The 24,372-nt window shown below is 60.4% G+C and carries 21 protein-coding genes; 13 read left to right on the top strand and 8 right to left on the bottom strand.

The features are described from left to right. Positions 1-8 precede the first annotated feature (8 nt). Positions 9-3,128 (top strand): efflux RND transporter permease subunit, encoded by a 3,120-nt coding sequence (locus AC1Q6J_RS09915; protein ID WP_492279148.1) that lies wholly within the window; start codon positions 9-11, stop codon positions 3,126-3,128. A gap of 5 nt (positions 3,129-3,133) precedes the next feature. Here the strand turns inward: AC1Q6J_RS09915 and AC1Q6J_RS09910 are convergent, their stop codons facing one another. Beyond that, positions 3,134-4,549, bottom strand: coding sequence for a TolC family outer membrane protein (locus tag AC1Q6J_RS09910; RefSeq protein ID WP_492279147.1), 1,416 nt, complete (start codon positions 4,547-4,549; stop codon positions 3,134-3,136). A gap of 292 nt (positions 4,550-4,841) precedes the next feature. Between AC1Q6J_RS09910 and AC1Q6J_RS09905 the strand changes: the two genes are divergently transcribed. Further along, positions 4,842-6,698 carry an acetyl-CoA hydrolase/transferase C-terminal domain-containing protein gene (locus tag AC1Q6J_RS09905; RefSeq protein ID WP_492279146.1) on the top strand — a complete coding sequence of 619 codons (1,857 nt, stop codon included), beginning with the start codon at positions 4,842-4,844 and terminating at the stop codon, positions 6,696-6,698. Between the two features lie 121 nt (positions 6,699-6,819). Here AC1Q6J_RS09905 and AC1Q6J_RS09900 read toward each other — a convergent pair whose 3' ends face one another. Both AC1Q6J_RS09900 and AC1Q6J_RS09895 read right to left on the bottom strand, forming a co-directional pair. Beyond that, a complete protein-coding gene (locus AC1Q6J_RS09900; RefSeq protein WP_492279145.1) occupies positions 6,820-7,599 on the bottom strand; it encodes an enoyl-CoA hydratase in 780 nt (259 codons plus the stop codon). Positions 7,600-7,780: 181 nt separating this feature from the next. Beyond that, positions 7,781-8,479, bottom strand: a complete 699-nt coding sequence (locus AC1Q6J_RS09895) for a hypothetical protein (protein WP_492279144.1) — start codon at positions 8,477-8,479, stop codon at positions 7,781-7,783. A 232-nt stretch (positions 8,480-8,711) separates the two neighbouring features. Here AC1Q6J_RS09895 and AC1Q6J_RS09890 point away from each other — a divergent pair, with 232 nt between their 5' ends. Continuing rightward, positions 8,712-9,257, top strand: a complete 546-nt coding sequence (locus AC1Q6J_RS09890) for a sigma-70 family RNA polymerase sigma factor (RefSeq protein ID WP_492279143.1) — start codon at positions 8,712-8,714, stop codon at positions 9,255-9,257. A gap of 2 nt (positions 9,258-9,259) precedes the next feature. Next, positions 9,260-9,901 carry an NrsF family protein gene (locus tag AC1Q6J_RS09885; RefSeq protein WP_492279142.1) on the top strand — a complete coding sequence of 214 codons (642 nt, stop codon included), beginning with the start codon at positions 9,260-9,262 and terminating at the stop codon, positions 9,899-9,901. 41 nt (positions 9,902-9,942) lie between these two features. Here the strand turns inward: AC1Q6J_RS09885 and AC1Q6J_RS09880 are convergent, their stop codons facing one another. Together AC1Q6J_RS09880 and AC1Q6J_RS09875 are read right to left on the bottom strand one after the other, a co-directional pair. Continuing rightward, on the bottom strand, positions 9,943-11,058 hold the full coding sequence (locus tag AC1Q6J_RS09880; protein ID WP_492279141.1) for a DUF2336 domain-containing protein: 1,116 nt from the start codon (positions 11,056-11,058) through the stop codon (positions 9,943-9,945). Positions 11,059-11,124: 66 nt separating this feature from the next. Then, positions 11,125-12,285: a GGDEF domain-containing protein gene (locus AC1Q6J_RS09875; RefSeq protein ID WP_492279140.1), complete on the bottom strand. Its 1,161-nt coding sequence runs from the start codon at positions 12,283-12,285 to the stop codon at positions 11,125-11,127. 307 nt (positions 12,286-12,592) lie between these two features. On the opposite strand from AC1Q6J_RS09875, the gene AC1Q6J_RS09870 reads away from it, so the two are divergent. The 6 genes from AC1Q6J_RS09870 to AC1Q6J_RS09845 all read left to right on the top strand — a co-directional run bounded on the left by AC1Q6J_RS09870 (position 12,593) and on the right by AC1Q6J_RS09845 (position 19,140). Beyond that, entirely contained in the window at positions 12,593-13,162 is a 570-nt protein-coding gene (locus tag AC1Q6J_RS09870; protein WP_492279218.1) for a sigma-70 family RNA polymerase sigma factor, read from the top strand. Next, positions 13,159-13,833, top strand: coding sequence for a hypothetical protein (locus AC1Q6J_RS09865; RefSeq protein ID WP_492279139.1), 675 nt, complete (start codon positions 13,159-13,161; stop codon positions 13,831-13,833). Before AC1Q6J_RS09870 ends, AC1Q6J_RS09865 begins: the two co-directional genes overlap by 4 nt. Before the next feature lie 142 nt (positions 13,834-13,975). Then, positions 13,976-15,469, top strand: a complete 1,494-nt coding sequence (locus AC1Q6J_RS09860) for a S8 family serine peptidase (protein ID WP_492279138.1) — start codon at positions 13,976-13,978, stop codon at positions 15,467-15,469. Positions 15,470-15,662: 193 nt separating this feature from the next. Continuing rightward, positions 15,663-16,286 carry an OmpA family protein gene (locus AC1Q6J_RS09855; RefSeq protein WP_492279137.1) on the top strand — a complete coding sequence of 208 codons (624 nt, stop codon included), beginning with the start codon at positions 15,663-15,665 and terminating at the stop codon, positions 16,284-16,286. A gap of 70 nt (positions 16,287-16,356) precedes the next feature. After that, the gene (locus tag AC1Q6J_RS09850) at positions 16,357-18,651 is read left to right on the top strand and encodes a DUF4384 domain-containing protein (RefSeq protein WP_492279136.1); all 2,295 of its coding nucleotides are present in this window, start codon (positions 16,357-16,359) and stop codon (positions 18,649-18,651) included. A 159-nt stretch (positions 18,652-18,810) separates the two neighbouring features. Then, positions 18,811-19,140 carry a TIGR03809 family protein gene (locus AC1Q6J_RS09845; RefSeq protein WP_492279135.1) on the top strand — a complete coding sequence of 110 codons (330 nt, stop codon included), beginning with the start codon at positions 18,811-18,813 and terminating at the stop codon, positions 19,138-19,140. Here the strand turns inward: AC1Q6J_RS09845 and AC1Q6J_RS09840 are convergent. Together AC1Q6J_RS09840 and AC1Q6J_RS09835 are read right to left on the bottom strand one after the other, a co-directional pair. Further along, entirely contained in the window at positions 19,096-20,466 is a 1,371-nt protein-coding gene (locus AC1Q6J_RS09840; RefSeq protein WP_492279134.1) for a TIGR03808 family TAT-translocated repetitive protein, read from the bottom strand. The two genes, AC1Q6J_RS09845 and AC1Q6J_RS09840, sit on opposite strands and share 45 nt — an antisense overlap. 158 nt (positions 20,467-20,624) lie before the next feature. Then, a complete protein-coding gene (locus tag AC1Q6J_RS09835; protein WP_492279133.1) occupies positions 20,625-21,872 on the bottom strand; it encodes a multidrug effflux MFS transporter in 1,248 nt (415 codons plus the stop codon). Between the two features lie 239 nt (positions 21,873-22,111). Here AC1Q6J_RS09835 and AC1Q6J_RS09830 point away from each other — a divergent pair, with 239 nt between their 5' ends. From AC1Q6J_RS09830 to AC1Q6J_RS09820, 3 genes are all read left to right on the top strand, one after another. After that, positions 22,112-22,693 carry a hypothetical protein gene (locus tag AC1Q6J_RS09830; protein WP_492279132.1) on the top strand — a complete coding sequence of 194 codons (582 nt, stop codon included), beginning with the start codon at positions 22,112-22,114 and terminating at the stop codon, positions 22,691-22,693. A gap of 13 nt (positions 22,694-22,706) precedes the next feature. Continuing rightward, positions 22,707-23,105, top strand: coding sequence for a hypothetical protein (locus AC1Q6J_RS09825; RefSeq protein ID WP_492279131.1), 399 nt, complete (start codon positions 22,707-22,709; stop codon positions 23,103-23,105). Positions 23,106-23,175: 70 nt separating this feature from the next. Next, entirely contained in the window at positions 23,176-23,574 is a 399-nt protein-coding gene (locus AC1Q6J_RS09820; protein ID WP_492279130.1) for a hypothetical protein, read from the top strand. On the opposite strand, the gene AC1Q6J_RS09815 is transcribed toward AC1Q6J_RS09820, so the two are convergent. Next, a complete protein-coding gene (locus tag AC1Q6J_RS09815) occupies positions 23,571-24,224 on the bottom strand; it encodes a pyroglutamyl-peptidase I (protein ID WP_492279129.1) in 654 nt (217 codons plus the stop codon). The genes AC1Q6J_RS09820 and AC1Q6J_RS09815 overlap by 4 nt on opposite strands. Positions 24,225-24,372: the final 148 nt, after the last annotated feature.

Here is a 24,372-nt window from a genome sequence, read left to right as displayed (position 1 = left end):
CGGTCTCGATGGATCGTCTCGTTGCTCTCGCCGTCCACCGCCGCTTCCTCATGGTGGCGTTGTTCGTCATGACGCTCATCGGGGGCGTGATCGCTTTTCAGCAACTCAACATCGAAGCCTATCCCGATCCGACCCCGCCGATGGTCGATATCGTGACACAAAGTCCCGGCCTGTCGGCCGAGGAGATCGAGCGTTACATCACGATCCCGATTGAGACGCAGGTCGCGGGCCTCAAGAACCTGCGCACTATCCGCACGATCTCGCTCTATGGCCTTTCGGACGTCAAACTTCAGTTCTCGTTCGATTACACCTACGACGAAGCCTTGCAGCAGGTACTCAACCGTCTGTCGCAGTTGAGCCCGCTGCCGGGCAATGTGCAGCCGCAGATATCGCCGTTAAGCCCCATCGGTGAAATTTTCCGCTACCGGCTGGTGGGGCCGCCGAACTACAGCGTACTCGATCTCAAGACGTTGCAGGACTGGGTGTTGCAACGGCGCTTCCGCAGCGTGCCCGGCGTGATCGACGTCACGAGCTGGGGCGGCAAGACCAAGACCTACGAGCTTCAGGTCGATTTCAACAAGCTGATCGCCTACGGGCTGACGCTGCCGCAACTGTTGCAGGCCGTGGGCAATGCCAACATCAATGTCGGCGGCAACACGGTGAATATTGGCGCGCAGTCCGCGGTGGTGCGCGGCGTCGGTCTCATTCGTTCGATTGACGATCTCGCGACCACCATGATCGCGCAGAGCGGCGGAAACCCGGTTCTGGTGCGGGATGTCGCCAAGGTCACTGTCGGCGAGAAGCCGCGGCTCGGTATCGCCGGCATGAACATGGACGACGATATCGTTCAGGGCATCGTGCTGATGCGCCGGGGCGAGCAGAGTTCTCCGACGATCGCGCGGGTCGAACAACTGGTCAATTCGATCAACAGGTCCAGCATCCTGCCGCCCGGCGTGCGGATCGAACGCATCTACGATCGCAAGGATCTGATCGACACGACCACGCACACCGTGCTGCACAACATGGTGGTGGGCATCATTCTGATCGTGCTGTTGCAATGGCTGTTCCTGGGCAACCTGCGCAGCGCGGTGATCGTCGGTGCGACGATTCCGTTCGCGCTGTTCTTTGCCGTCATCATCATGGTGCTGCGGGGTGAATCCGCGAATCTCCTTTCGGTGGGCGCGATCGATTTCGGCCTGATCGTTGACGGCACCGTCATCATGGTCGAGGCGATTTTCCGCAGGCTTTCGCAGACCACGGCACTCTCTGCCTCGGAAGAAAGCGCGATCTCGCCCGATACCATCATGGGCATGAAGACTCACGCCATTCTCAGCGCCGCTGCCGACGTCTCTCGTTCGATCTTCTTCGCGGCCGCGATTATCATCGCGGCGTTCCTGCCGCTGTTCACGCTGAGCGGTGTGGAAGGTCACATCTTCGGGCCCATGGCGAAGACTTACGCCTATGCGCTGGCCGGCGGGCTGCTTGCGACCTTTACGGTCACTCCGGCGTTGAGTGCGATCATTCTTCCCGCGCACATCCAGGAAACCGAAACCCGCATCATGCAATGGCTGCATCACATCTATATGCCGTTGCTTCGTTGGGCGGTCGGGAACCGGCGGATTGTGATGACGGTGGCGGGGGCGCTTGTTGTCCTCACATTCGTCGCAGTGCGGATGCTCGGACTCGAATTTCTGCCGAAGCTGGAGGAAGGCAATCTGTGGATTCGCGCCACGTTGCCGCCGACCATCTCGCTGGAAGAAGGCAACTCCTACGTCAACGAGATGCGGAAGGTCATTCGCGCACGGCCGGAGGTGGAATCGGTGGTGTCGCAACACGGGCGGCCGGATGACGGAACCGATGCGGCGGGGTTGTTCAATGCGGAATTCTTTGCGCCGCTGAAGCCGGTGAGCGAATGGCCAGGCTCTCGCGACAAGGATGAACTGACAGGCGAACTGCTGGCGCAATTGCAGAAGAAGTTCCCTGGCGTCGAGTTCAATTTCTCGCAATACCTTCAGGACAATGTCGCCGAAGCGGTGTCGGGCGTGAAGGGCGAGAACTCGATCAAGCTTTACGGCAACGACCTCGTCGAGCTAACCAACACCGCCAACAAGATCAAATCCGTCCTCTCGACCGTGAAGGGCGTGACCGACCTCTCGGTGTTCACGTCGCTCGGTCAGCCGACGATTCAGATCGATATCGACCGCGCCCGGGCCGCGCGTTATGGCCTTTCGCCGGGCGATATCAACGCAACCATTCGCGTTGCGATCGGCGGCGACAGCGCCGGCGACCTGTACGAACCCGGCAGCGATCGTCATTTCCCGATCATCGTTCGTCTTGCACCTGAGTATCGAAAGAGCGCCGAGGCGATTCACAATCTTCGCATCGGTGCGCAGGGGCCGAATGGAATTCAGCAAATTCCTCTATCCGAAGTGGCATCGATCAACCTTGTGTCAGGAGCGGCCTACATCTACCGCGAGCAGCAGGAGCGCTATCTCCCGATCAAGTTCTCTGTTCGCGAGCGTGACCTCGGCGGCGCCATCAAGGAAGCACAGGACAAGGTCGCCGAGCAGGTCCAGCTTCCGGCCGGTTCGCGGATCGAATGGGTCGGTGAGTTCGGCAATCTTCAGGACGCGATCAGGCGGCTGTCGATCGTGGTGCCGATCAGCCTCGCGCTGATCGGGATATTGTTGTGGTTCAACTTCGGATCGATGACGGACACTCTGCTGGCGATGAGCGTCATTCCCATGGCTGTGCTTGGCGGCGTGCTTGGATTGCTGTTCGGCGGCATTCCTTTCAGCGTGTCGGCGGCAATCGGTTTCATCGCGCTGTTCGGCATTGCCGTGATGGACGGCATCATCATTCTGTCGCAGTACAACCAACTGATCGATGAGGGTTTTGATCGCATCAAGGCCGTGATCCGGACCGGGGAGTTGCAGTTGCGTCCCGTGCTGATGACCTGCGTCGTCGCGGGCGTTGGATTGCTTCCGGCGGCGATGTCGTCGGGCATCGGATCGCAGGTGCAGAAGCCGCTCGCGGTGGTGGTGGTGACCGGCATGATGCTTGCGCCGCTGGTCATCCTGATCACGCTGCCGGTGCTGATCTCGATCTTCGCGCGCAGGACGCGCTGAGTGCGCTATCGTCCCGATGGAATGCGCAGGCCGTGCCAGGCGTCACGGACCTGATGATAGTGAACCGCTGGCAGATAGTCCGGCGTATTGAGGCCGAGCGTTCTGACATCGAGGCGGCCGATCGCGCTCAGCAGCGTGTAGGATGCGATCACGCGGTCACGCTGCGCCAGGATCTGGCGCGACCGAGCTGCCGTGAGATCCTGCTGTGAGTTGAGGACGTCAATGGTGGTGCGCTGTCCGGCCTGCGCCTCGCGCCGCACGCCTTGCAAAGCAATGTTCGCCGATTTCACCTCGGCTTCCGCAGCGGCGAGCGCGACCTTGGTGCCTTCGCTGCTGATCCAGGCGCTGATCGCCGCGGTACGCGCCTGATTTCTCACCTGTTCCAGCACAAGCCGGCTTTGTACCGCCGTTTCCTTCGCCTGCCGTGTCTGCGAGGCGGCGGTGCCGCCGTCGTAAATCGGCAACGTGAGGGCGCCGACCACGGACGCCTGATCGGCACGCTTGGTGCCGAGGTTGGGGTCGCTGTCGGCGCTGCGGTTGACGTTGCCCTGCACATTGACTTGCGGCAGCAGGCTGCTCTCGGCAATGCTGATGGTCGTGGTCGCGACATCGACGTCGTAGGTTGCTGCGATGACCGCCGGATTTTCACGGATCGAGCTGTCGATGGCGTCTTGCCGGCTCTGCGGAACGAAGCGGTCGACCGTTTGGGCGGGTGTGAGCGTGCCCGGCATGTTGCCGATCACCTGCGCATAGATGGCGCGGCTGGTTTCCAGCGCGACTTCGGCGGCGTTGAGGTCGGCGAGGCCGCGGCTCAGCCGCGCTTCCGCCTGGGCGGTGTCCGTCGGCGTGACGTCACCGGCGTCAAGGCGCTTCCTGGTGATGCCGAGCGTTTCGCGCAGGAATGCGACGTTGCCGCGCTGGGTTTCGACCAGTGCCTGATTGGAGATCACGTTCATATAGGCGGTGACGGCATCGAGCAGGACGCCCTGACCGGTATTGCGCAAGGCCTCGCGGCCCGACAGCACCTGAAACTCCGCGACACGGACGCTGTTCGCGGTCTTGAAGCCGTTGAACAGGTTTTGCGTGACCGTGACGCCAATGGTCCATGGCTTCAGCGTCGCGGTCTGGATGGTGTTATCCAGAAGCAGATTGCGAACCGGCTGCAATCCGGCGCTCAGGCTCGCGACGATCTGCGGACGATAGCCGGCCAGCGCCTGTGGCACGTTCTCGTCAGTGGCGCGCTGCTGGGCACGGCTGGCATTGAGCTGCGGATTGGATTGATAGGCTTTGACGAGCGCCTCGCTCAGCGTCTCGGCCCGCGCCTGTGCTCCGAATCCGGCGGACAGCGCGAGACCGATAGCGACGCCCGACACTCCAAAGCGCCAGCCTACGCCACCAAACCCTGAAGCACGCCGAGCCATCGTTTTCCGCAACAATCCAAGATTCACAGCAGCGGTGGGATTGCACCATCCGGCACGCTTCATTCGTACACTGTTTAGAGGCCGATGTTGGCTCGGGCAAACCTTAGAACACAGAAAATAGCTGACTGTGACAATGTACACCGGTTTGTTATCTCGCCGGACGGTATTATCTTGACCGATCAATGCCCTACGGCGAAATTGCTGATCAATGGCCTCAATCGGGAGCGAGCAACCGCGCGCCCCTCATGCGATGACGGCGGCCTGTCCGGCGCAGTGGATCAGCAGACATCCGATGCCAAGAATCTTCTCCGACCCCGATGCGATCGCGGACGATATCATTCGCGAGGTCGGAACGAAGCTGGTGGTCGGTCTGCCGCTGGGCCTTGGCAAGGCCAATCACATCGTCAATGCGCTGTTTCGGCGCGCTTTGAGTGACCGATCGATCCATCTGACCATTTTCACGGCGCTGACCCTTGAGAAGCCGACACCATCGGCCGATCTCGAACGGCGATTTATTGGACCGGTGATAGACCGGCTGTTCGGCGGCTATCCGGATCTGGATTACGCCAAGGCGCTGCATGCCAGGACGCTGCCGCCCAATATCGAGATTGTCGAATTTTTCTTCCTGGCGGGCAAATGGCTCGGCAATGCCTATCCGCAGCAACACTACATCTCTGCGAATTATACCCACGCCTCGTCATACCTGCTGACGCGCGGCGTCAACGTCATCGCGCAACTGGTGGCCAAGCGCATCGTCGGTGGTCATGCCCGATACAGCCTGAGTGGCAACACCGACACGACGCTCGATTTGATGCGGGCACGCTCCGAAGGCCGGATTGCGTTCAAGATCGTAGGACAGGTGAATTCCGAACTTCCGTTCATGCCGGGGCAGGGCGATCTGGCCGGGGATGAATTTCATGCGGTGCTCGACAGCCCGGAGACAGACTTTCCGCTGTTCGCGCCGCCGTCGGAGCCGATCTCGGATACGAAGTATGCGATCGGGCTGCATTCCGCGGGACTGGTGCGCGATGGCGGCACCCTGCAGATCGGGATCGGGCAGGTTGGTGATGCGCTCGCGCAAGGCTTGATCGTTCGTCATCGCGACAATGCCGCCTATCGCGAAATCATGTCGCGGCTGGCCCCGGAGCAGGCGCCGCGCGAAACGGAACCATTCACGGCCGGTCTTTACGGCGTCAGTGAAATGTTTTTCGAGGCGTTTCTCGCGCTGATCGATGCCGGCGTGTTGAAGCGTAAGGTTGACGGGGCTCTGCTCCACGCAGCGTTCTTCCTCGGACCGAACTCCTTCTACCGCGCGCTGCGCGAGATGAAGCCCGAGCAGATCGAACGTATCCAGATGGTGCCGGTCTCGTTTACCAACCAGCTCTATGGCGGCGAGGATGCCAAGCGGCGGGCGCGCGTTGACGCGCGGTTCGTCAACAATGCGATGATGGCAACGCTGATGGGGGCTGTGGTCTCCGACGGTCTCGATAACGGTCAGGTCGTGAGCGGCGTCGGCGGGCAGTATAATTTCGTGGCGCAGGCATTTGCACTTGAGGGCGCGCGCTCGATGCTGACGCTGGAATCGACGCGAGGCTTCGGCAAGAAGGTCGCGTCCAATGTTCGGTGGTCCTATGGGCACACCACGATTCCGCGTCACCTGCGCGATGTCATTGTCACCGAATACGGCATCGCCGATCTGTGGGGCAAATCGGACGCCGATGTGATCGCGGCCATGCTGTGCGTGACGGATTCGCGATTTCAATCCGAACTGATGCGGCAGGCAAAGGACGCGGGCAAACTTCCAAACAGGTATGAAATCCCCGCCGCCCACCGAGAGAATTTCCCGGATCGCATCGCCGCAGCCTTGAAGCCGGCACGTGATGCCGGATTGCTGGCGGCGTTTCCGTTCGGCAGCGACTTCACGGACGTCGAGCAGCGGTTGATTCCAGCCTTGCAGATTCTCAAGGAAGCCACGGCCAGCAAGCTCAGCCTGATAGAGCTTGCGTGGCAGGGCTTTCGTATGGGTCCGCCGGACGCGGACACGGCTGCCTGTCTGGCGCGGCTCCAGCTTGACAGGCCCGGATCATTCACCGACCGGCTCTATCGCGCCTTGCTGACCGCGGCGCTGAAGCGATCATTTAAGGTATGAGTGTTCATCGTCGTAGCCGGAATTGTTCCGGCCATCCACGCCTTGTTTTGACTTGATTTTGGAAAGACGTGGATGCCCGGCACGACGGCCGGGCATGACGAAGATGGATAGCTTGTCTGCCTTAGCGGTTCTTGAAGTTCGGCTTCCGCTTCTCGATGAAAGCGGCCATGCCCTCGGAGCGGTCTTCGAGCGCAAAGGTCGCGTGGAACAGATCGCCTTCGACATTCATGCCTTCCGCGAGCGTTGTTTCCAGCGCACGGTTGACGGCGCTTTTGGCCATCGCGGTCGCAGGCTGCGACATCGATGCGATCTTCTCCGCGATCGCAAGAACTTCTTCCATCAGTTTGTCGGCCGGGAAAATACGGCTGACGAGACCTGAGCGTTCGGCTTCCGCCGCATCCATCATCCGGCCGGTGAGACACAGATCCATCGCCTTGGATTTGCCGACCGCGCGCGTCAGCCGCTGTGTGCCGCCGAGTCCCGGAATGGTGCCGAGCGTGATTTCGGGTTGACCGAACTTAGCGGTATCGGACGCGATGATGATGTCGCACATCATGGCAAGCTCGCAGCCGCCGCCGAGCGCATAGCCGCTGACCGCAGCAATTGTCGGCTTCTTGCAGGTCGCGACGCGGTCGCCGCCGATGTCCATGAAGTCCTGGTTGAACATGTCGACGAATTGCTTGGGCTGCATCTCCTTGATGTCGGCACCTGCGGCGAATGCCTTTTCGTTGCCGGTGACGACGATGCAGCCGATGGCTTCGTCTTCTTCGAGGTCGTCGATGGCCGAGGCGATTTCGCTGAAGACATCGAAGGAGAGCGCATTGAGCATTTTGGGCCGGTTGATCCGCACGATGCCGACCGCGCCCTTGTTCTCAACGATGATGTGTTCGAATGCCGTCATGTTTCGCCCCTTGGATGATGTCGGAAAATCAGCGTGTGTGACGCCGTTGGGCGGCAATGTGCCTTCCGGGACCGGGCTCTGCAAGACCGGGGATGTCGGGTTGGTCGGCGCGCGTGCAACAAAAACGCCGGTTCGCAAGGCTGCGGACCGGCGTTTGCGCCTGATGCAGACGGTGTTTGCGTCAGGTGATGAGCAGGCGGGCTGCCGATGCCAGCGTCAGCAGGCTTCCGAAGGCGATGAAGATCTTGCCGATCAGTGACGTCTTGCTCCAGGGGTCACCGTCGTCGGTCTTGAACACCGGCTTTTCCGATGACGACACCGCCCGGACGATCTTGCCGCTTTGCGCCGGCGCCGGCTCGGATATGGCGGGGGAGGCCGGAGTACTGGAGTCCTGCGCCGTCTCGGCCGTCGCAGCGCGGTCGGCATCGGTCAACTGATCGGCGGAAGCAAGCTGCACACCATCGACGACCGGAATGTCGGAGCTGTCGAGGGCGGCGAAATTCCTGGCCTGATCTTCCGCCAGTGCCTGAGCGCGTGCATTTGCGACTGTTGACGGCAGTTCGTTCTTGGCCGCGTCGGCCCCGTTCTTCTTTTCGGTTGCGGCCTGTTTTTCGGCAGGCTTTTGCGCGAAGGTTTTGGACGACTTCGGCGCGGCCTTTTTCATGTGCCGCGCCTGAGCCGTCCGGGATTTCTTCGCGGCCTGAGCCCGCCGCTTCTTGAATTTCGAGAGGACGATTGGACGATCTGCCGAGGCTACGCTGGTCTTCGCAACTGATTTGGCGGTCGATTTGGTAGCCGCCGTTGCCGGCTCGCCCGAAAAGCTCATCCAGATTCCGGCGGCAGCGACCAGCGCCGCTAATCCTGCACTCCTGATCCGCATGGCAATTTCCCCTTTTGCCAAAGCCTCCAGCAAAGGGAACAGACCGGTGCGGAATGGCCACAGGACGGCAGAAAAAGGGAATCTTGTGATCTTTTGCCCTAAAAAAGTCCCAGAACGGGAGCCTCGGGCGGGGTCTTCGGTCTTGGGACCAGGTTCGTTCACGATTGCGTGATTGCAATTTCTCCCCGTAACACTCTAGGAACGGGAGCGAATTGCCTTGATAGGAGCGCGCGTGCGCGGACGTGAGGACGAGTGGACCGATCTGATGCGATCGGCCAATGCCGGAGATAACGCCGCATATCATCGCCTCCTGAAGGCCGTGACGCCGGTCCTGAGAGCGGGCGCGCGCCGCGGTCTGGCGAGAGCCGGGCAGCCGGTCGACCAATCCGAGGACATCGTGCAGGACATCTTGTTAGCGGTCCATTTGAAGCGGCACACCTGGGACGCCAACGCCCCGTTCGCGCCATGGCTGTTCGCAATTGCCCGCAACAAGCTGATCGACGCCCTGCGCCGCCGGGGCCGCCGGGTCTTCGTCAATATCGACGATTTTTCGGAAACGCTGGCGGGTGCGCCGGTCGAGGAAAGTGTTTCGCCGGGCGAAGTCACGACCCATCTCAACGGGTTGCCGAAACGGCAGCGGGACGTGTTGCAATCGATCGCCGTCGACAGTGCGTCCATCAAGGAAACGGCGGCTAAGCTTTCGATGACCGAGGGCGCCGTGCGCGTGGCGCTGCACCGGGGGCTGACGGGTCTCGCGAGCAAACTGCGGAAAGAATGACCATGGACACCAACGATCTGATCCGCACACTCGCTGCCGACAACGACACGCATGAACGCTCTGTCGGACACTTGCTGCTGGCCGCACTGGTGCTCGCGGTACCGGTCTCGACCCTTCTGTTCCTGACCAATCTGGGTGTGCGGCCTGACGTTATGACGGCCATGCGCAGTCCGTTGTTCGAGCTGAAATTCGTGGTCACGATAGCGCTGGCGGCGGCCGCCATCGCCATCAGTCTGCATCTGTCGCGGCCTGAAGCTTCGCTTGGACGCTGGGCGTGGCTGCTGGCTATTCCCGTCGGGCTGCTCGGCATCGGCATGATGGGCGAGATGATGATGATGCCGCATCGTGCGCCGATAGCGACGCGGCTGATCGGCTCCAATTCGAAGGTGTGCCTCACCGCGATTCCGTTGCTGTCGCTGCCGCTGCTGGCGGCGGCGCTGATTGCCTTGCGTCGTGGCGCGCCAGCGCGGCCTGCCGTCGCCGGTGCGTTCGCGGGATTGCTGTCAGGAGGGCTGGCCGCGACGCTCTACGCCGCGCATTGCACTGACGATTCGCCGATGTTCGTTGCAACCTGGTACTCGATTGCAATTGCTTTCGTGACGGCGGTCGGCGCGCTCGCAGGTTCACGCGTCCTGAGATTCTAGGCCCGTGTGACGGGCCGGGCTAAGCCGCGCTGTCGTCGTCTTCACATGGCCGATGCGGTCTGCGCGGTGTCCTGCCGCATTCGGTAAAAGCGCAACACCTGTTGGGCGGTTGAAGGGCGCAGCATGTCGTAGCTCGACTTGTGATCGTCGATGTTCTCGATCTCCGTTCCAGAGGTGTTGCCAGCCATCTCCAGAACAAGCTTGAGCGACATCCACGATAACCCTGCGACCTTGGCAAGGACCATCAGTCCCTCGGAGCGCGACTCGGTCATCATGTTTTCGACGGTCTCGACCGGAACATTCGCGCATACCGCGATCGCAGCACTGGTTTCCTCGAAGCGTCCGGATGCCGCGAATTCGGCGATCTGTCTTTCGTCGAGACGTCCGTCGTCGAAGAGGGATTTGACAAGACGCATCGCCGGGGATGTTTCGCCCTGCCCGGATGTTCCGTGGCCTGCTTTGAATGCAGCCTCCCTGACGGCGGCCGAGATATCGTCCGCGGCACGGGGGTTTGCGGCCTGGAGGCGCGCTCGTACAGCGTCAGACGCTCTCGCAATCAGCTTGCGATAGTGAGGTCTTGGAATTCCTCGCCGTGCTCCGAGACAGGTGGCGAGATTGTCATTGCCTTCGGCGCGGGAGACCAGCTGTGTAAAACCCTTGTCGGAAAACTCCGCGCCCGGATTGTTGACAGTGCTCTCCACGACATCGTTGTTGCCGCGCTCGACCAGAACGTCGGTGACGGCGTTGCTCAGGACCTTTCGCTTCGATATTGCGAGCAAATGACCCTGGCTTTTGCTGCGGGCGTTTTTGATCAGCATATCGTCGTTCAGCCGCTCCGACAGTGACAGCACGGGCGCGGCGACCTCGATCTCGTCGTCGAAGGCAAGCGTGTAGATCAGGCGCGGCGGAGCTTTCGGCACGGGCGCCAGACGCTTCGCCAGCAAGGATTTGGCGGACGTCTCGATTTCATCGATCAGACAGTGAAAGACGTCATCGAAAACATTGATCTGCTCGTCGGAGTAATCCGCCACACTGTGCAGAAAGAGATCGGTGACCCGGCGCAGCGTTTCCACGCGGCGTGCCACGGTGCCGTGTGCGAGAGTATTCTCCAGTTCATTGAGAAGATTGGCCGGCCGTGCTGTCGATCTCGAACTCATGACTTTCTGTCCTGGAAACACCGAAGCGGGAAATACCAGCCAGGTTCTTGGCCGGTGTAATGGAAGTTAGGCCGAGACAACCCGATTTCGCCCCAGGTCCTTGGCTTGATAAAGAAGCTGATCGGCGCGGGCGAGAATGCTGTCCGCGGTATCGTCCGCTTCTAACATCGCCAGACCGGCCGACATCGTGACACGCATGTCCTGCGAAATCGCGCTCCAGTCGAGAGCGGCTACGATCGCGCGTAACCGATCAACGGTGCGCAGTGCCGCGCCATCGGACGTTTCAGGGAGAATGAGCAGAAATTCCTCACCGCCATAGCGGCCAAACTTGTCGATGCTGCGGATATTGGCGAACACGGTGATCGCAAAAGCGCGCAGCGCTTCGTCGCCGACGGGATGACCGAACCGGTCGTTGATGCGCTTGAACCAGTCAAGGTCGATCAACGCGACAGCACAGGGCGTCTTGCTTTGCCGGGAGCGGACGATCTCTTCGTCGAGCGTCTGCATGATGCTGCGCCGGTTGAGCGATCCGGTGAGTTCGTCGAGCTCAGCGAGTTCCTCGATGCGCTTGTAAGCCCGTTTCAACTCGACGCCGCGCCGGTAAAGAGATTCGTGCAGCGAACTGCTGAACAATCCAACGACCATGCCGCGGCCAAGCACCAGAATGAAAACCAGCATGGTCGCGAAGCGTTCCAGTGGCGTGGTGGCCGGCATTCCGATGGGGCGATCCGAAAGAAGAAACAGAACCGTGAGACCTGCGGCGGCCATCGTCCAGCCGATGATGGTCTGGCGGGGTGTGGATCGCAATGAGGCGAAGGTAAAGACGAGGAAGATGGAGCAAAGGAACAGGCAGCCGACTTCGGGCGCCAGGTAGATGAACAGCAGCATGATCCCCAGGCTGATGCCGGTTTGCTGCGAGACGAAGTAGTGATCTCTGAACCTGTCGTTGACCTTGGCTTCCGAGATCGCAATGTAGCCTGCCACGGACAACAGCCCGCAGGCGCCATAGGCCGGTGCGACCATAAAGCTGGTGGCGCCAGCGTAGGCATAGAGCAGCAAGATCGCGGCGTCGATCATGTAGCTGACGCCGATCATGTCGAGCATCTGCCGACGCTGTTTTGCGCGGCGTTCGAGAACCTCCGGTGACAATTCGCTCTCGACGGCGGAATGCCTCCGGCCGAGTGTGTCTGTCAGGGATCCGGAGGCCGATGAAGCTGCGCCGCGCATGAACTCGCCGTTGAGGAAAGGCTATGCGGGAACTGTAGGCGGGAAAGCCTTTAGGTTTGGTATCATTGGAAGGGTTCACGGGACTGGATAAGCTCCGAAACACCGCGGCTTGTCGCGACTCGCCGGGATTACGATTAGGTAATTAAATACCTCTTTGGTATCTATAAGTCTCATCACTTGCCCTTGTTCGTGATTCAGGGGCATTTTGCGCTTCGCCTATCCGGCAATTTCGGGAAATCGCGAAGATTTTCACCGATTTGATCGAACCCCTTTCCAGTCGCGTGCGACCAACCTTGCGAGACGGCCATTGAGTGCAACCCACGCGACATCGGACGAGGTTCTGATCGGTCGCATCGCCCAAGGTGACCGGCTCGCCATGCAGGTGCTTTACGGAAGGCACCATGTACGGGTGTTTCGCTTCTCGCTGCGGCTCGTGAGGAACGAGTCCATCGCGGAAGATCTCATCAGCGAGGTTTTCCTCGATGTGTGGCGTCAGGCCGGCAAGTTTGAAGGCCGGTCTGCTGTCTCCACGTGGCTGCTGGCGATCGCCCGGTTCAAGGCCCTGTCCGCCCTCCGCAAGAGGAAGGACGCGGAACTGGACGACGAAGCGGCTGCCGCGATCGAGGATACGTCCGACAATCCGGAAGTTGCCGTCGCCAAGAAAGACACGGGTAACGCGTTGCGAAATTGCCTGACCGCACTTTCGCCGGAACATCGGGAGATTGTCGATCTCGTCTACTACCACGAGAAGTCCGTGGAAGAGGTGGCCGAAATCGTGGGCATCCCGGAGAATACCGTGAAGACGCGCCTGTTTTACGCGCGGAAGAAATTAGCCGAACTGCTGAAGGCAGCCGGCATAGAGCGAGGTTGGCCATGACTGCCACGAGCAAGCAAACTGCCGATCGGGAGCCTACCGAGCTTGAGGCGCTGTTGCCGTTCCATGCGGCGGGCACGCTCAGCCTGCGTGACGCCCGCCGCGTCGATGAGGCGCTCGCCAGCGATCCCGATCTGGCGCGCCAGTACGCGGCGATCCAGGATGAATATGCCGAAACGATTCTGCTGAACGAGAGTCTCGGCGCGCCATCGTCGCGGGCCATGCAGAAACTGTTCGCGGCCATCGACGCCGAGCCTGTGCGCAAGGGCGCGTCTTTCAATCCCGCGATGCGGATCGTCGGATTCTTTTCCAGTCTGTCACCGCGCACGCTGGCTTATGCGGGTGTTGCCGGCGCGGTGCTGGTCCTGCTGCAAGCGGGTGTGATCGGAACCGTGCTGGTCAAGGATCGCGCGGGCGGCAATTTCCAGACGGCTGCGTTCCCGGCTCAGTCGACCGCGGGCACGTTTGGCTTGCTTCGGTTTACGCCGGACGCGAAGGCCGACGAGATCACGCAGTTGCTTGGCAATTACAACGCGTCCATCGTTTCGGGGCCGAAGGCCGGTATGTTCCGCGTTCAGTTCGGTGACAAGGCTTTGTCGAAGCAGGATGCGGCGCAGCTTATGACGCGCCTTCAGGCTGAAAAGATCGTCAGCCTCGTGGTGAGCGCCGACTAACAGTTGACCTGGGCATCCCGTTCGGATGCCGCGACGAGGTGCCTCCAGGGCTTAACTGTCAACCACGGCGTCAGGCCTTGGGCGGAGAGGGACATCACCCGCGCGCCGCGCTGGCGCACCCATGAATTCGCGAGGACGTCAGATGACCGAGACACGCAAAAGCAAGCGGGGCTTCATCCGAAGGGCACGTCTGACCCGGCCCGCGCGGTTGGTCGCCATCTTCGCAGCCTCCTTCTATCTCATATCTCCGCAGGCATTCGCGCAGTACAACGGTATGAGCATGCGGACAGGCCCCAGCATGAATGTGGGGCCGCGCATCAACATCAATCCGACGATCCGCTACTCGCCGAACCTCCGGTACGACGGATACGACGATCCGAGACCGCGTCCCCGTATCATGCAGGACCTGAATCAAGGTCCTCCGGACGACGACTACACGCCCCGTCGCCGCGCCAAGCCGAAGCCTGCGAAATCTGCACCGGCTGTCACCGACAACACTTATGTCGCGAAGGAAGTGCTGATCGAGATCGCGGGCAGTCCGACCGACGCACAGGCCGACGAACTCGCGCGGCGCCATCGCCTGACGCGCGTTCAGTCGCAGAGTTTCGCGCTGACCAACAGCACGTTTTTCCGCTGGCGGATAACCGACGGACGCTCGGTCGATGCCGTGGTGCGCGAGCTGGTTGCCGGCGGCAACGTCAAGGCGGCCCAGCGCAACAACATCTTCAAGCTGCAACAGAATGCAGCTCCGGGAGCCGCAAGGCCCGAGGGCGATCCCGTGCAATATGCCCTCGCCAAGATGCGGCTGCCCGAGGCGCATGCGCTTTCGGTCGGCGCGGATGTGACGGTTGCCGTGATCGATTCGGGGATCGACGTGACCCATCCCGAACTGGCCGGTGTGATTACAGGCACGTTTGACGCGCTCAACAATGGCGAAGGACCGCATCCCCACGGCACCAGCATCGCCGGCGTCATCGCCGCTCACGCGCGTCTGATGGGAACAGCGCCGTCCTCGCATCTGCTGGCGATCCGGGCGTTCGGCAATCAGAAGAGCGGTGCGGAAAGTACTTCTTTCCTCATTCTCAAGAGCCTCGACTATGCGCTCGCGAAGAATGCGCAGATCATCAATATGAGCTTTGCGGGTCCGCACGATCCCGCCATGGAGCGTGGTCTTGCTGCCGCCGCGGCCAAGGGCATCGTTCTGGTGGCTGCTGCCGGCAATGCCGGCGCGAAGTCTCCGCCGCTCTATCCGGCAGCCGATCGCAACGTGATCGCGGTGACGGCTATCGACCAGTCAGACAAGCTGTTTGCGCAATCGAATCGCGGCAGTTATGTCGCCATCTCCGCACCTGGCGTGGATATTCTGTCGCCGGCCCCTGACGGCAAATATCAGATGTCGTCTGGTACCTCGCTGTCCGCCGCTTATGTCAGCGGCGTGGCGGCGCTGATGATCGCGCGCAATCCCGGAATTTCTTCTGCCGACGTTCGCGCCACGCTGATATCGACCGCGCGCGATCTCGGACCCAAGGGCCGCGACGATCAGTTCGGGGCAGGGCAGGCCGATGCTTTCAGCGCAGTTTCGGCGGTCGCACCGGCTCCAATGGCCGCGGCATCCGATAACGGCGACAAACGCTGACAGCGCGCCCGGCTAGACCCGGCACATCTCCTGCGGCCAATTCTTGCCGGTGATGAATCCGTTGTTTCCTGCTGCCTGAATGGCGCGGTCCTTTCATTCGGGCAACCGGATGAAGTTCATACGAATTTTGCTGCGCAAAGTATTTTTGTGAAAGACACTGCGGCATGCAGAATCAATGTGCGGGAATGGGATTGTGACGCGAACGGGCCTGATATTGGCGTTGGGTTTTTGTTTCTGCCCCGCGCTCCTTCACGCTCAATCGCTGGAGGACAAGATCGGCTCGGCGCTGCAACTGAAGCAGCCGCTGACCCGTAGCCTTACGCCTGTGCCCGATCCAAAAACCGTCGCGGAGAAGCAAGTCGTTGATCGGTTAAGAACGCGCTCCATCAGTGTCGAACCTGCTCAGGCGCCGACCGCGGACGAACGGGCGCAGATCGCGGACATCGCGCGCGACAAGCCGGCGATCGATCTAGATATCCTGTTTGAATACAATTCGGCTGATATCGGTTCGAAGGCGATACCAGCGCTGGCCGCGCTCGGAAATGCGTTGTCGCGGCCGGATCTGAGGGGATCTGTGTTCTTTATCAATGGTCACACCGACGCGGCAGGCGGCGCGGACCACAACCAGTTGCTGTCGCAACGCCGTGCCAATTCAGTGCGACGTATTTTGATTGAACAATACAAGCTGGCGCCCGACACCTTGATTGCCGCCGGCTTTGGCAAGGAACAATTGAAAAACCCCGCCAACCCGCTTGGCGAGGAAAATCGGCGCGTGCAGATTGTTAACACCACCGTTCAGACGGCTGCGGGACGATGATCGCCTGAACGCACCGGTATGTTGATGCGACCAATACACGACGTTTGCCAGTCTTGAGGGGACGATATCCATGAACGGGTTTCCGGTGTTTGGTCCGCGCGCGATCGGTCTGATGATCGCCGCGGGGCTCGCGTTTGGCGTGACCGACGCATCGCTGGCGCAGGATGCGAAGGCGCCGGGTCCGGTACCCGTGGAAGCGATCATCCCGCCATCGGACCCGGTCGCGAAGGCAGCGTTCGACGTTCTCGACAAGCATTGCGCGCGTTGCCATCAGACCGGCAAGCTCGTGGATCGCGAACGGCCCGCGAAGAACTTCGGCAACATCCTCAAGCTCGATGAAATCGCCGCCAATCCGCACTACGTCTTGCCGGGCAATCCGCTCGGCTCAAAACTGTTCCGGCAGATTGCCGACAAGGAGATGCCTTACGACATCTATTACGAAGGCTCATCGCATGCGCCGCCTTCGGAAGCCGATCTCAAGGCACTTGAAAACTGGGTCGCCGCGCGCGGCGCGAAGACGGCCGCCAGTTGCGAAACCCACAAGTTCGTCGGGCCGGAGGACATGGTGTCCTTGATGGTGTCGGACCTCGACAAACAGCGGCCGCAGCGCCGCGCGACAACCCGCTATCTGACGCTGACGCATCTCACCAACATCTGTGCCGATCCGGCGGCAATGAAGGTTTATCAACAGGGAGCGGTGAAGTTTCTCAATTCGCTGAGCCGTTCGTCCGATGTTGTGAAACTCGAGACCGTCGATCCCGAAGGAAGCATCCTGCGCTTCAATCTGCTCGACCTTGGTTGGAAAGCGACCGACTGGGACAACGTGATCGCAGTGTACCCCTACAATGCTGTGCCGGATAACGAGTTCAGCCGCACGCTCGCGTCCGGTGCGGCCACGCCGATGCCGTATGTGCGCGCCGACTGGTTCGTGTTCACCGCGTCGCAGCCGCCGCTTTACGACGTGTTGCTGCGGCTGCCGAACACCTTCCAGCAGCTTGCGCGGGAGCAAGGCATCGATGTCGAAGGAAATATCCGCAACTTCGTTGCGCAGCGTGCGGCATTCCAGCGCTCAGGCGTCAGCCAGAACAATCGCCTGATCGAGCGGCATCCCTCGCGCAGCGGCTTTTTCTGGACGTCGTATGACTTCGCCGGTAACCGCGACCGCCAGAGCCTGTTCAGTTTTCCGTTGGGCCCGACGGGCTCGAATGCCTTTCATCATGACGGCGGCGAGACCATCTTCAGCCTGCCGAATGGTTTCCAGGCGTATTACCTGAATACGGCCAAGGGCGATCGGCTCGACAAGGGACCGACCGCTATCGTCCGCGATCCGTCGCGCAAGGATTTTGCGGTGACCAACGGCATCTCCTGCATGGGATGCCACGATCAGGGCATGCGCAAGGCCAAAGACGAAGTCCGCGAGTTGGCGCTCAACGGGCGAACCTTTCCGAAGGACGTGCGCGACGCGGTCGAAGGGCTGTATCCGCCGCACGACAAGATGGATGCGCTGATCGAGGATGATGCGAAGCGGTTCGCGGACGCGATGAAGCGGGCCGGGCTCGATCCAGCGCTGAAGCTGAACGGCATCGAGATGATCAACGCCCTTGCCAAGCGTTACGAGGACGACCTCGACCTGACGCTCGCCGCCTCCGAATTCGGTCTCAAAAAGTCCGAATTCAACGAGGGCGTCGCCGATGTGGATCAGAAGTTCCGGCCGCTCGTCCGGCGCCTCGCGCAGGGCGCTGTTCCACGCGACCAGTTTGAAGCGGCGTTTCATGAAATCGCCCCGGATCTTACCGACCTGAAGGTCGTCGCGATCAGGAACGCACGCCAGCCAGAACAGATGACGAGACCGGTCATCGCCAACAGGGACGATCTGTCCCTGACCTCGGATCAGGACAGCTATCGTCTCGGCGATATGCCGGTCTTCACCATCGTGTCGCCGCGCGACTGCTTCCTGACCCTGACCGATATCGATGAACGGGGCGAGGGCACCGTGTTGCTGCCGAACACCTTCCAACGCGACAATTTCATCAGGGCAGGAGTGCCTGTCCGCTTTCCAGGCACCGGTGCGCCGTTCCAGTTCCGCATGAAAGACAAGGGCATCGAGACGGTGACAGCGGTATGCGCGACGCAGGCTGGTGGCGGTGACCGCATCCAGCACGACTTCCAGAAGAACCAGTTTACGCCGGTACCGAATTACACCTCGGCCCTGGCCCGCTCGATTGCCGTGGAGGCGGTCAGGCCCGGTACGCCTTCGGTTGCTGGTACGACGAATACCGGTGCGACCGCTGTTTCCGGCCGCGAACCGCCGCCGGCCGGATCGCGGCAGTCGCTTCGGGCCGCGATCAGGCTGCAGGTGCGCTAGTGCTTGCGTGTTCGCGATTTAAGAAACGTCTGTCACGAAAGTTGCATGTATGTGTGGCACGGGTTGGGTTATCTCTTGCCCGTTGTTTGGGTGCTGCGTGAGTCGTGGCGTTGCTTGATGTTTGCTCAGAAATGATTTTCAGAATTTTCCGGATTCGAAATGACCACCCCTGGCAATGCCCAACAAGGGCGAAGTGTCGTAACGCGCTGGCGCATGCTCGCGGAGCGGCGGCTCAACTACCTGGTTGAACTTTACGAAACCGGCCGCTGGAAGGCCTATTACAGCGAGCCGGAATTTCTGAAGGTCATCCAGGAGGCGCGTGCAGCGCTGAAGACGTGGGAGCAGCTTGCGCCGCCAGATCCGGTTCAGGACAAGCCGGTCGAGGTGGCGATGGCGCAAGCTGTGAATTCAGCCATTCCCGCATCGCCTTTCGCAGACATTGCGTCAGCGCACAGCGTTAAGGCCAAGGACGATCTGCGCAAAGCGTGATGTCCCGTCGGCGCCGAGATCGGTTGTTACCGTCCTGGCATGATCCAGTCCGACGATCGCGCCGCCCCTCGATCCTGAAATCAGGTTGTTGCTGACCAGCGCGGTGCCGGCTCCCGGCACCACCGACACCCCGATGCCGACGAAGGAATTGCGCAGGACGTTGCCGGTAATGGTCACGTCGCGGAGGTATTTGCCCCAGCCGGCCATGATCCCGAATGAGGGGGCGTTTTCGATCACATTTCCGGTGACCGCGGCGTCAGCCTCGACCACGATGCCGATACCGGCGTCATCGTCGGGCGCCGTCCCGATCGGGCGCTTCGGCAGGATGTTCCGGATGACATTGCCGTGGACGGTCACCATGCGGCCGCCCTCGTTGAAATTCGCCACCGACACACCGACCGCGCAGATATCGACGGTATTGTTGGCGATCACCGCGCCTTCGAATGCGAACTCCGAATAAAGCGCGACTTCGCGGACATTGCTGACGCTGTTGCCGGTGATCTGGATGTTCGAAGCGGAGTTGCCGCGCACGGCGGAATAATCGCAATTGCGGATGCGGTTGCCGCTCACAATGACATTGCCGGCGCGGAAGGCGTTGATGGCGTTGCCGTGCTGGCCGGAGCCGCCGGGACCGGCCTTGATATCGTCGATGCGGTTGTTGACGACGATAGTGCCGTCATCGCCCATCGTATGGCGGAGGATTTCGATGCCGTTGTCGGACGCGTCCTGAATCGTGTTTTGAGCGACGAGGAGTCCGAGCGCATCGAACGAGGTGAACGCCGTGTTCGCGGTCTTGCGGATGGTGTTGCCGCTCACTTCGCCCGCGATGCTTTCGAACCAGATGCCGTATCCGCCGCTGCCGACGATATCGCAATCCTGCACGCGGACATCGAGCCCGTTCTGGAAATGCACAAGTCCGCGCCGTTCAGTAAGCCTGATGCCGGCGCCGTCAAGTGTGAGACCGGTGAGACTGATGCCGCTCGCACCCTCGCTGCCGATGAGCGATGTGCCGCCGGTAAACTTGAGGATCGTCGCACCGCGTATGCCGACGAGCTGGCCGCCGTTCGGTAATCTCAATGCGCCGGTGCGGTAGATGCCTGGCGGCAGCGCCAGCGGCATCTGTGCATTTGCTGCCGCATCGATCGCGCGCTGGAGAGCCTTCGTTTGGTCGTCGGGACTGTTTGGCCGGACGCCATACTGCGTGGCATCGCGTCCGAGCGCCGATGTGAGGGGAGCCGCGCGCGCTGGCTCAGGCGTCGCCGCCAACGCACCTGCCGCCGCTCCGGCGATGGTGGCGTTCATAAGGCTGCGGCGGCTGATGTCCATGCGATCCCGATCCGGCCGCGTTTCGAAAGCGTTGCCATTCAGGCTCGCCCGAAACGCACAATAAGACCTAATGCAGGAATGCAGCGAACGCGTGCTTGCACGCACGTGTTTGCGCGAGATTGTCGCTGGTAGGGTTAATGGATTGAGCTTTGAGCCCGTTAGACCGGCGTGTTGTGCGGCCTGAAGAGGCGGCCTTTTTCCACGACGAACACGACGGCAAGCGCCACCGCCGAACTCAACAACGCGCCGGTTGCGAGCGGGATCAGTGTGCCGTCATAGTATTGGCCGATTGCGGAACCGACCCCGATTCCGATCAGCGTTGTGATCGATCCGAACAGCGACGAGGCGGTCCCCGCGATGTGTCCCTGAGGCTCCATCGCCAGCGCGGAAAAATTGGAAAACATCAATCCGAACGTAAAAAGGCTTGCGGTGGCGAGGGTCATGAACACGGCAAGCGGAAGCCATCCGGCGAGAGCCGCGCCCAGCATCGCGGCGGCAACAGCCAACTGGGCCGCAAGGGCGACGTGCGAGATCATGCGCATGCCGTACCGGCCAACAATGCGCGAATTCAGAAATCCAGCGACAGCGATGCCAATAGCGATCGCAGCGAAGGCTAGCGGGAAGTAGTGGCCGAGCCCGTAGATGCCAGTGAAGATCTGCTGCGACGACAGAACATAGCCGAACAGGATTCCCTGCACGCTGCCTGCGGCGAGCGCGTATCCGAATGTTTGCCGGTTACGGATCGTTTGAAGGAAATTCTTCGCCACTTCGCCCACAGCGAGGGATTTGCGCTCGCTGACGGGCAGCGTTTCCGGAAGGCGGATAACGATCCAGCTCAATGTCAGCACGCCATAGACAAGCAGGACAATGAAGATGCCGTGCCATTCCGCTGCCAGCATGATGGCCTGTCCGAACGACGGCGCAATCACCGGCACTGAAATGAAGATCATCATCGCGAGCGACATCACGCTCGCCATCCGGCGGCCGCTGTAGCAGTCCCGCACGATGGAGGTAGCGATCACGCGCGCTGTTGCCGTGCTGAGCCCCTGCAACGCGCGCGCAAGCAGCAGCGTCTCAAAGGATGGCGCGACGATCGCGAGCAGACTGGCGATGCCATAGACGATCAGTCCGCCAAGCAGGACCGGCCGCCGCCCGAAACGATCCGCCAGCGGCCCGATGATGAACTGGCCGGCGCCAAAGCCGGTGAGGAATACAGACAGGACGGCCTGCGCGTGATTGACGTTGCTGATGTGGAACGCCTTGGCCACCTCGGGGAGGCCGGGCAGCATCAGGTCCATCGCCAGCGGATTGAGCGCCATGATCGCGGCCACGATGGCGACGAACTCACGGAAGCCCATCGGGCGATGGGTCGAGGAAACCCAGGCGTTGGCGCTGGTATCGGTCATGGGACGTGTCTCGTGAAACTGAGACGATTACTTAGGCCGGGATGTTGCGCCGCACAATGTCAGTTCGCGTATGGCTGCCAGCCGGAAGCGGATGCCGATCCCATCGCGGTGCCAATTTCTGCCTATGAAACTGCCCTTCGGCGAATTTTTTAAGCGCTCGTTCGATTAGGTCACAAGTCAGCCCGACGTGCTTGACAGTCCTATAGGACTATATTCCGAATTCGGGCGGAAGGCTGGCAATGGAATTGAACAAAGAAAGGGTGCTTCTTGCTGGGTTGAAATTTCAGCTCTCCAGCATTGCAGTGGAACTGAAATTCCACAGACTGATGCGAGCGTTGAAGGCCAACTTCAATCCGGCTCAGCCTCGCGACGAACGTGGCAGATGGACCGATGAAAGCGGAGGCATCAATGATCCCCGCGTCATATCGGACGCGACACCCGACGGTTGGGTGGTTGGTGCGGAATATGCGGCGGCGGATGGACATCACTTTGTGCCACGGGGTATTTTTGGAAAGGAGAAGCATGATTTCCCGGCGGATACGCTCAAGGCTCTTGAAGCTGAAACAACCGGACGTTTGAAAGATCCAAGCAGCAATTTCTTCGATAAAATGCATCGCGAATATAACGATGCTGTCGAGGAGGCGCTCGATCGCTTCATTAGAAGGAACAACATTGGAAAAGGTCAAATGACGCCGGATGAGGCAAGAATTTTTGCCTCCGAAATCAGGAAGTCGGAAGAACCCAGGATTCGTCAATTTAACAAGCGAGTATGCATGCGCGAGATCATGCGCAGTCTTCGATATTTTCGCGGCCGGGAATAAGGAGAGGAAGGCTATGACCGCTGAAGATAACAGAAGAGACAAAATCTGGAGCCGACTCTATCGGCAGTTGGTCGATTTTTTTGAACATTATGGCACTGAAGACGCATGCGGCCGAGGCGACTTCTGGGTCGTCGATGACAACTATGGCTGGCGGCGACATTTTGTGTATCTTTTCAATCTCGATTTATTGACTCCTTCTATCACCAAAGCTGTTCAGCGCTTTCTCGATGACTATCCAGGTTGGGATATCGTGTTCGTTGTAGATGTTGTCGGCAAGGAAAAGGAATGGCCACCCATGGGCATTACGATTCGGAGGCACGAGATCATCGACGGGCTACAGCGCCAGTATCTGCCTGTGCGATTCCAGGATTTCAAAATTCCCGGAAGCAGGCCGGGTACCGGCTACGATTAAGTGCAAGCCGCGGGCGCGAGATCATGCGCAGCCTTCGTCTCTTTCGTGGCCGGGAATAGGGGTGCAAGACATGGCAACAGATGAAGAAATTCAGGATCAAATCTGGGACTGTCTTTATCGCGCGATAGTGGAGCTTATGAAGCTGTATGGAAAAGAAGATGCGTGTGGTGATGGAGATTATTGGGTTGTCGATGACAACTATGGTTGGCGGCGTCACACGATTGATGTGTTCGATCTCAAGATGTTCGACGTCGTCATTGTAAAAGGTCTTCGGCGACTTCTGCAAAACATTCCAAACTGGGATATCGTTCTTGTTCTCGATACGCCAGGTGTTGGAGAAACTATTCCACCCATGGGCGTCACGATCCGCAGGCACGAGATCATCGACGGGTTGCAGCGGCAATATCTGCCTGCGCGATTCCAGAATTTCAAAGTTCCCGGCAGCCGGCCTGGAACGGGCTACGACTAGCCGCGAAGCCGTGAGTGCCTTATGAGCGTCGCCATTGTGACGAGCATCGCTTCGCCGGCATCCACCAGTTGCTCGAATGTCGTCCTGTTTGGCTCGCGCTTGTGTGCCGCATCGCGCGGAACCAGCGGGACATGGACGAAGGCGGCGAGGTGAGGGCCGCCGCTTGAACGAGTAGCCTCGATGGCGCGCCAGCTCAGATAGTTGCAGAGATAATATCCCGCACTCAGCGAGGCGCGGGCGTCTACGCCGGTCTGCTGTGCTGCTCGCAGCAGCTTGAGTGGGTGCGGGCCGAAGCGGCGGGTTGAATCTGCGCCACCAACGATGGTCCGGCTGCTGACCATTGCATGCTCGGCATCAGGCCAGATTTGTGTGACGGTGTTGCGTGCCCGGGTCTCGATGCGCACGAATGGCGTGCGGATGGCGAGGCCGAACATCAGCAGCGCATCGGGATGATAAGTGGCGATCAAGGCTGGGAGTTCCCGATCGATCGCACTGTATGTCACCGGGAAAATGTGTCCGATCCGCTCGATATCATCGAGCATGGGGCGGCGCAGGCGAAGCAGCCGATCGACAAGCTTTTCAGTTGGATTGTAGGGCGCGCCCGGGAAGGGCCGGAAGCCGGTCACGAGGATACGCGGCTTATCGCCCATCACTAATGTCCTGAATCCGAAGTTCGCCTCATTTGCAGCGTGTTCCATAGCGATCTTCGGATTCAAAAGGACACTAGAGAATAACGATTCTAGTGTGGTTTTGGTTCGCAAGTCCGTAAATGGGCGTGCTGAGTAAATACTACGGACT

It is taken from the genome of Afipia sp. MLSD5-FHT05B12, assembly GCF_058793355.1.
Note: the sequence above shows the minus strand (reverse complement) of the source record. Positions and strands in the feature narration are given on the sequence as shown.

Bases quoted from the DNA above. Each gene is read 5' to 3' on its own strand.
- AC1Q6J_RS09915 (WP_492279148.1), top strand. From the start codon at position 9: ATGGATCGTCTCGTTGCTCTCGCCGTCCACCGCCGCTTCCTCATGGTG.
- AC1Q6J_RS09910 (WP_492279147.1), bottom strand. From the start codon at position 4,549: ATGGCTCGGCGTGCTTCAGGGTTTGGTGGCGTAGGCTGGCGCTTTGGA.
- AC1Q6J_RS09905 (WP_492279146.1), top strand. From the start codon at position 4,842: ATGCCAAGAATCTTCTCCGACCCCGATGCGATCGCGGACGATATCATT.
- AC1Q6J_RS09900 (WP_492279145.1), bottom strand. From the start codon at position 7,599: ATGACGGCATTCGAACACATCATCGTTGAGAACAAGGGCGCGGTCGGC.
- AC1Q6J_RS09895 (WP_492279144.1), bottom strand. From the start codon at position 8,479: ATGCGGATCAGGAGTGCAGGATTAGCGGCGCTGGTCGCTGCCGCCGGA.
- AC1Q6J_RS09885 (WP_492279142.1), top strand. From the start codon at position 9,260: ATGGACACCAACGATCTGATCCGCACACTCGCTGCCGACAACGACACG.
- AC1Q6J_RS09880 (WP_492279141.1), bottom strand. From the start codon at position 11,058: ATGAGTTCGAGATCGACAGCACGGCCGGCCAATCTTCTCAATGAACTG.
- AC1Q6J_RS09875 (WP_492279140.1), bottom strand. From the start codon at position 12,285: ATGCGCGGCGCAGCTTCATCGGCCTCCGGATCCCTGACAGACACACTC.
- AC1Q6J_RS09865 (WP_492279139.1), top strand. From the start codon at position 13,159: ATGACTGCCACGAGCAAGCAAACTGCCGATCGGGAGCCTACCGAGCTT.
- AC1Q6J_RS09860 (WP_492279138.1), top strand. From the start codon at position 13,976: ATGACCGAGACACGCAAAAGCAAGCGGGGCTTCATCCGAAGGGCACGT.
- AC1Q6J_RS09850 (WP_492279136.1), top strand. From the start codon at position 16,357: ATGAACGGGTTTCCGGTGTTTGGTCCGCGCGCGATCGGTCTGATGATC.
- AC1Q6J_RS09845 (WP_492279135.1), top strand. From the start codon at position 18,811: ATGACCACCCCTGGCAATGCCCAACAAGGGCGAAGTGTCGTAACGCGC.
- AC1Q6J_RS09840 (WP_492279134.1), bottom strand. From the start codon at position 20,466: ATGGACATCAGCCGCCGCAGCCTTATGAACGCCACCATCGCCGGAGCG.
- AC1Q6J_RS09835 (WP_492279133.1), bottom strand. From the start codon at position 21,872: ATGACCGATACCAGCGCCAACGCCTGGGTTTCCTCGACCCATCGCCCG.
- AC1Q6J_RS09830 (WP_492279132.1), top strand. From the start codon at position 22,112: ATGGAATTGAACAAAGAAAGGGTGCTTCTTGCTGGGTTGAAATTTCAG.
- AC1Q6J_RS09825 (WP_492279131.1), top strand. From the start codon at position 22,707: ATGACCGCTGAAGATAACAGAAGAGACAAAATCTGGAGCCGACTCTAT.
- AC1Q6J_RS09820 (WP_492279130.1), top strand. From the start codon at position 23,176: ATGGCAACAGATGAAGAAATTCAGGATCAAATCTGGGACTGTCTTTAT.
- AC1Q6J_RS09815 (WP_492279129.1), bottom strand. From the start codon at position 24,224: ATGGGCGATAAGCCGCGTATCCTCGTGACCGGCTTCCGGCCCTTCCCG.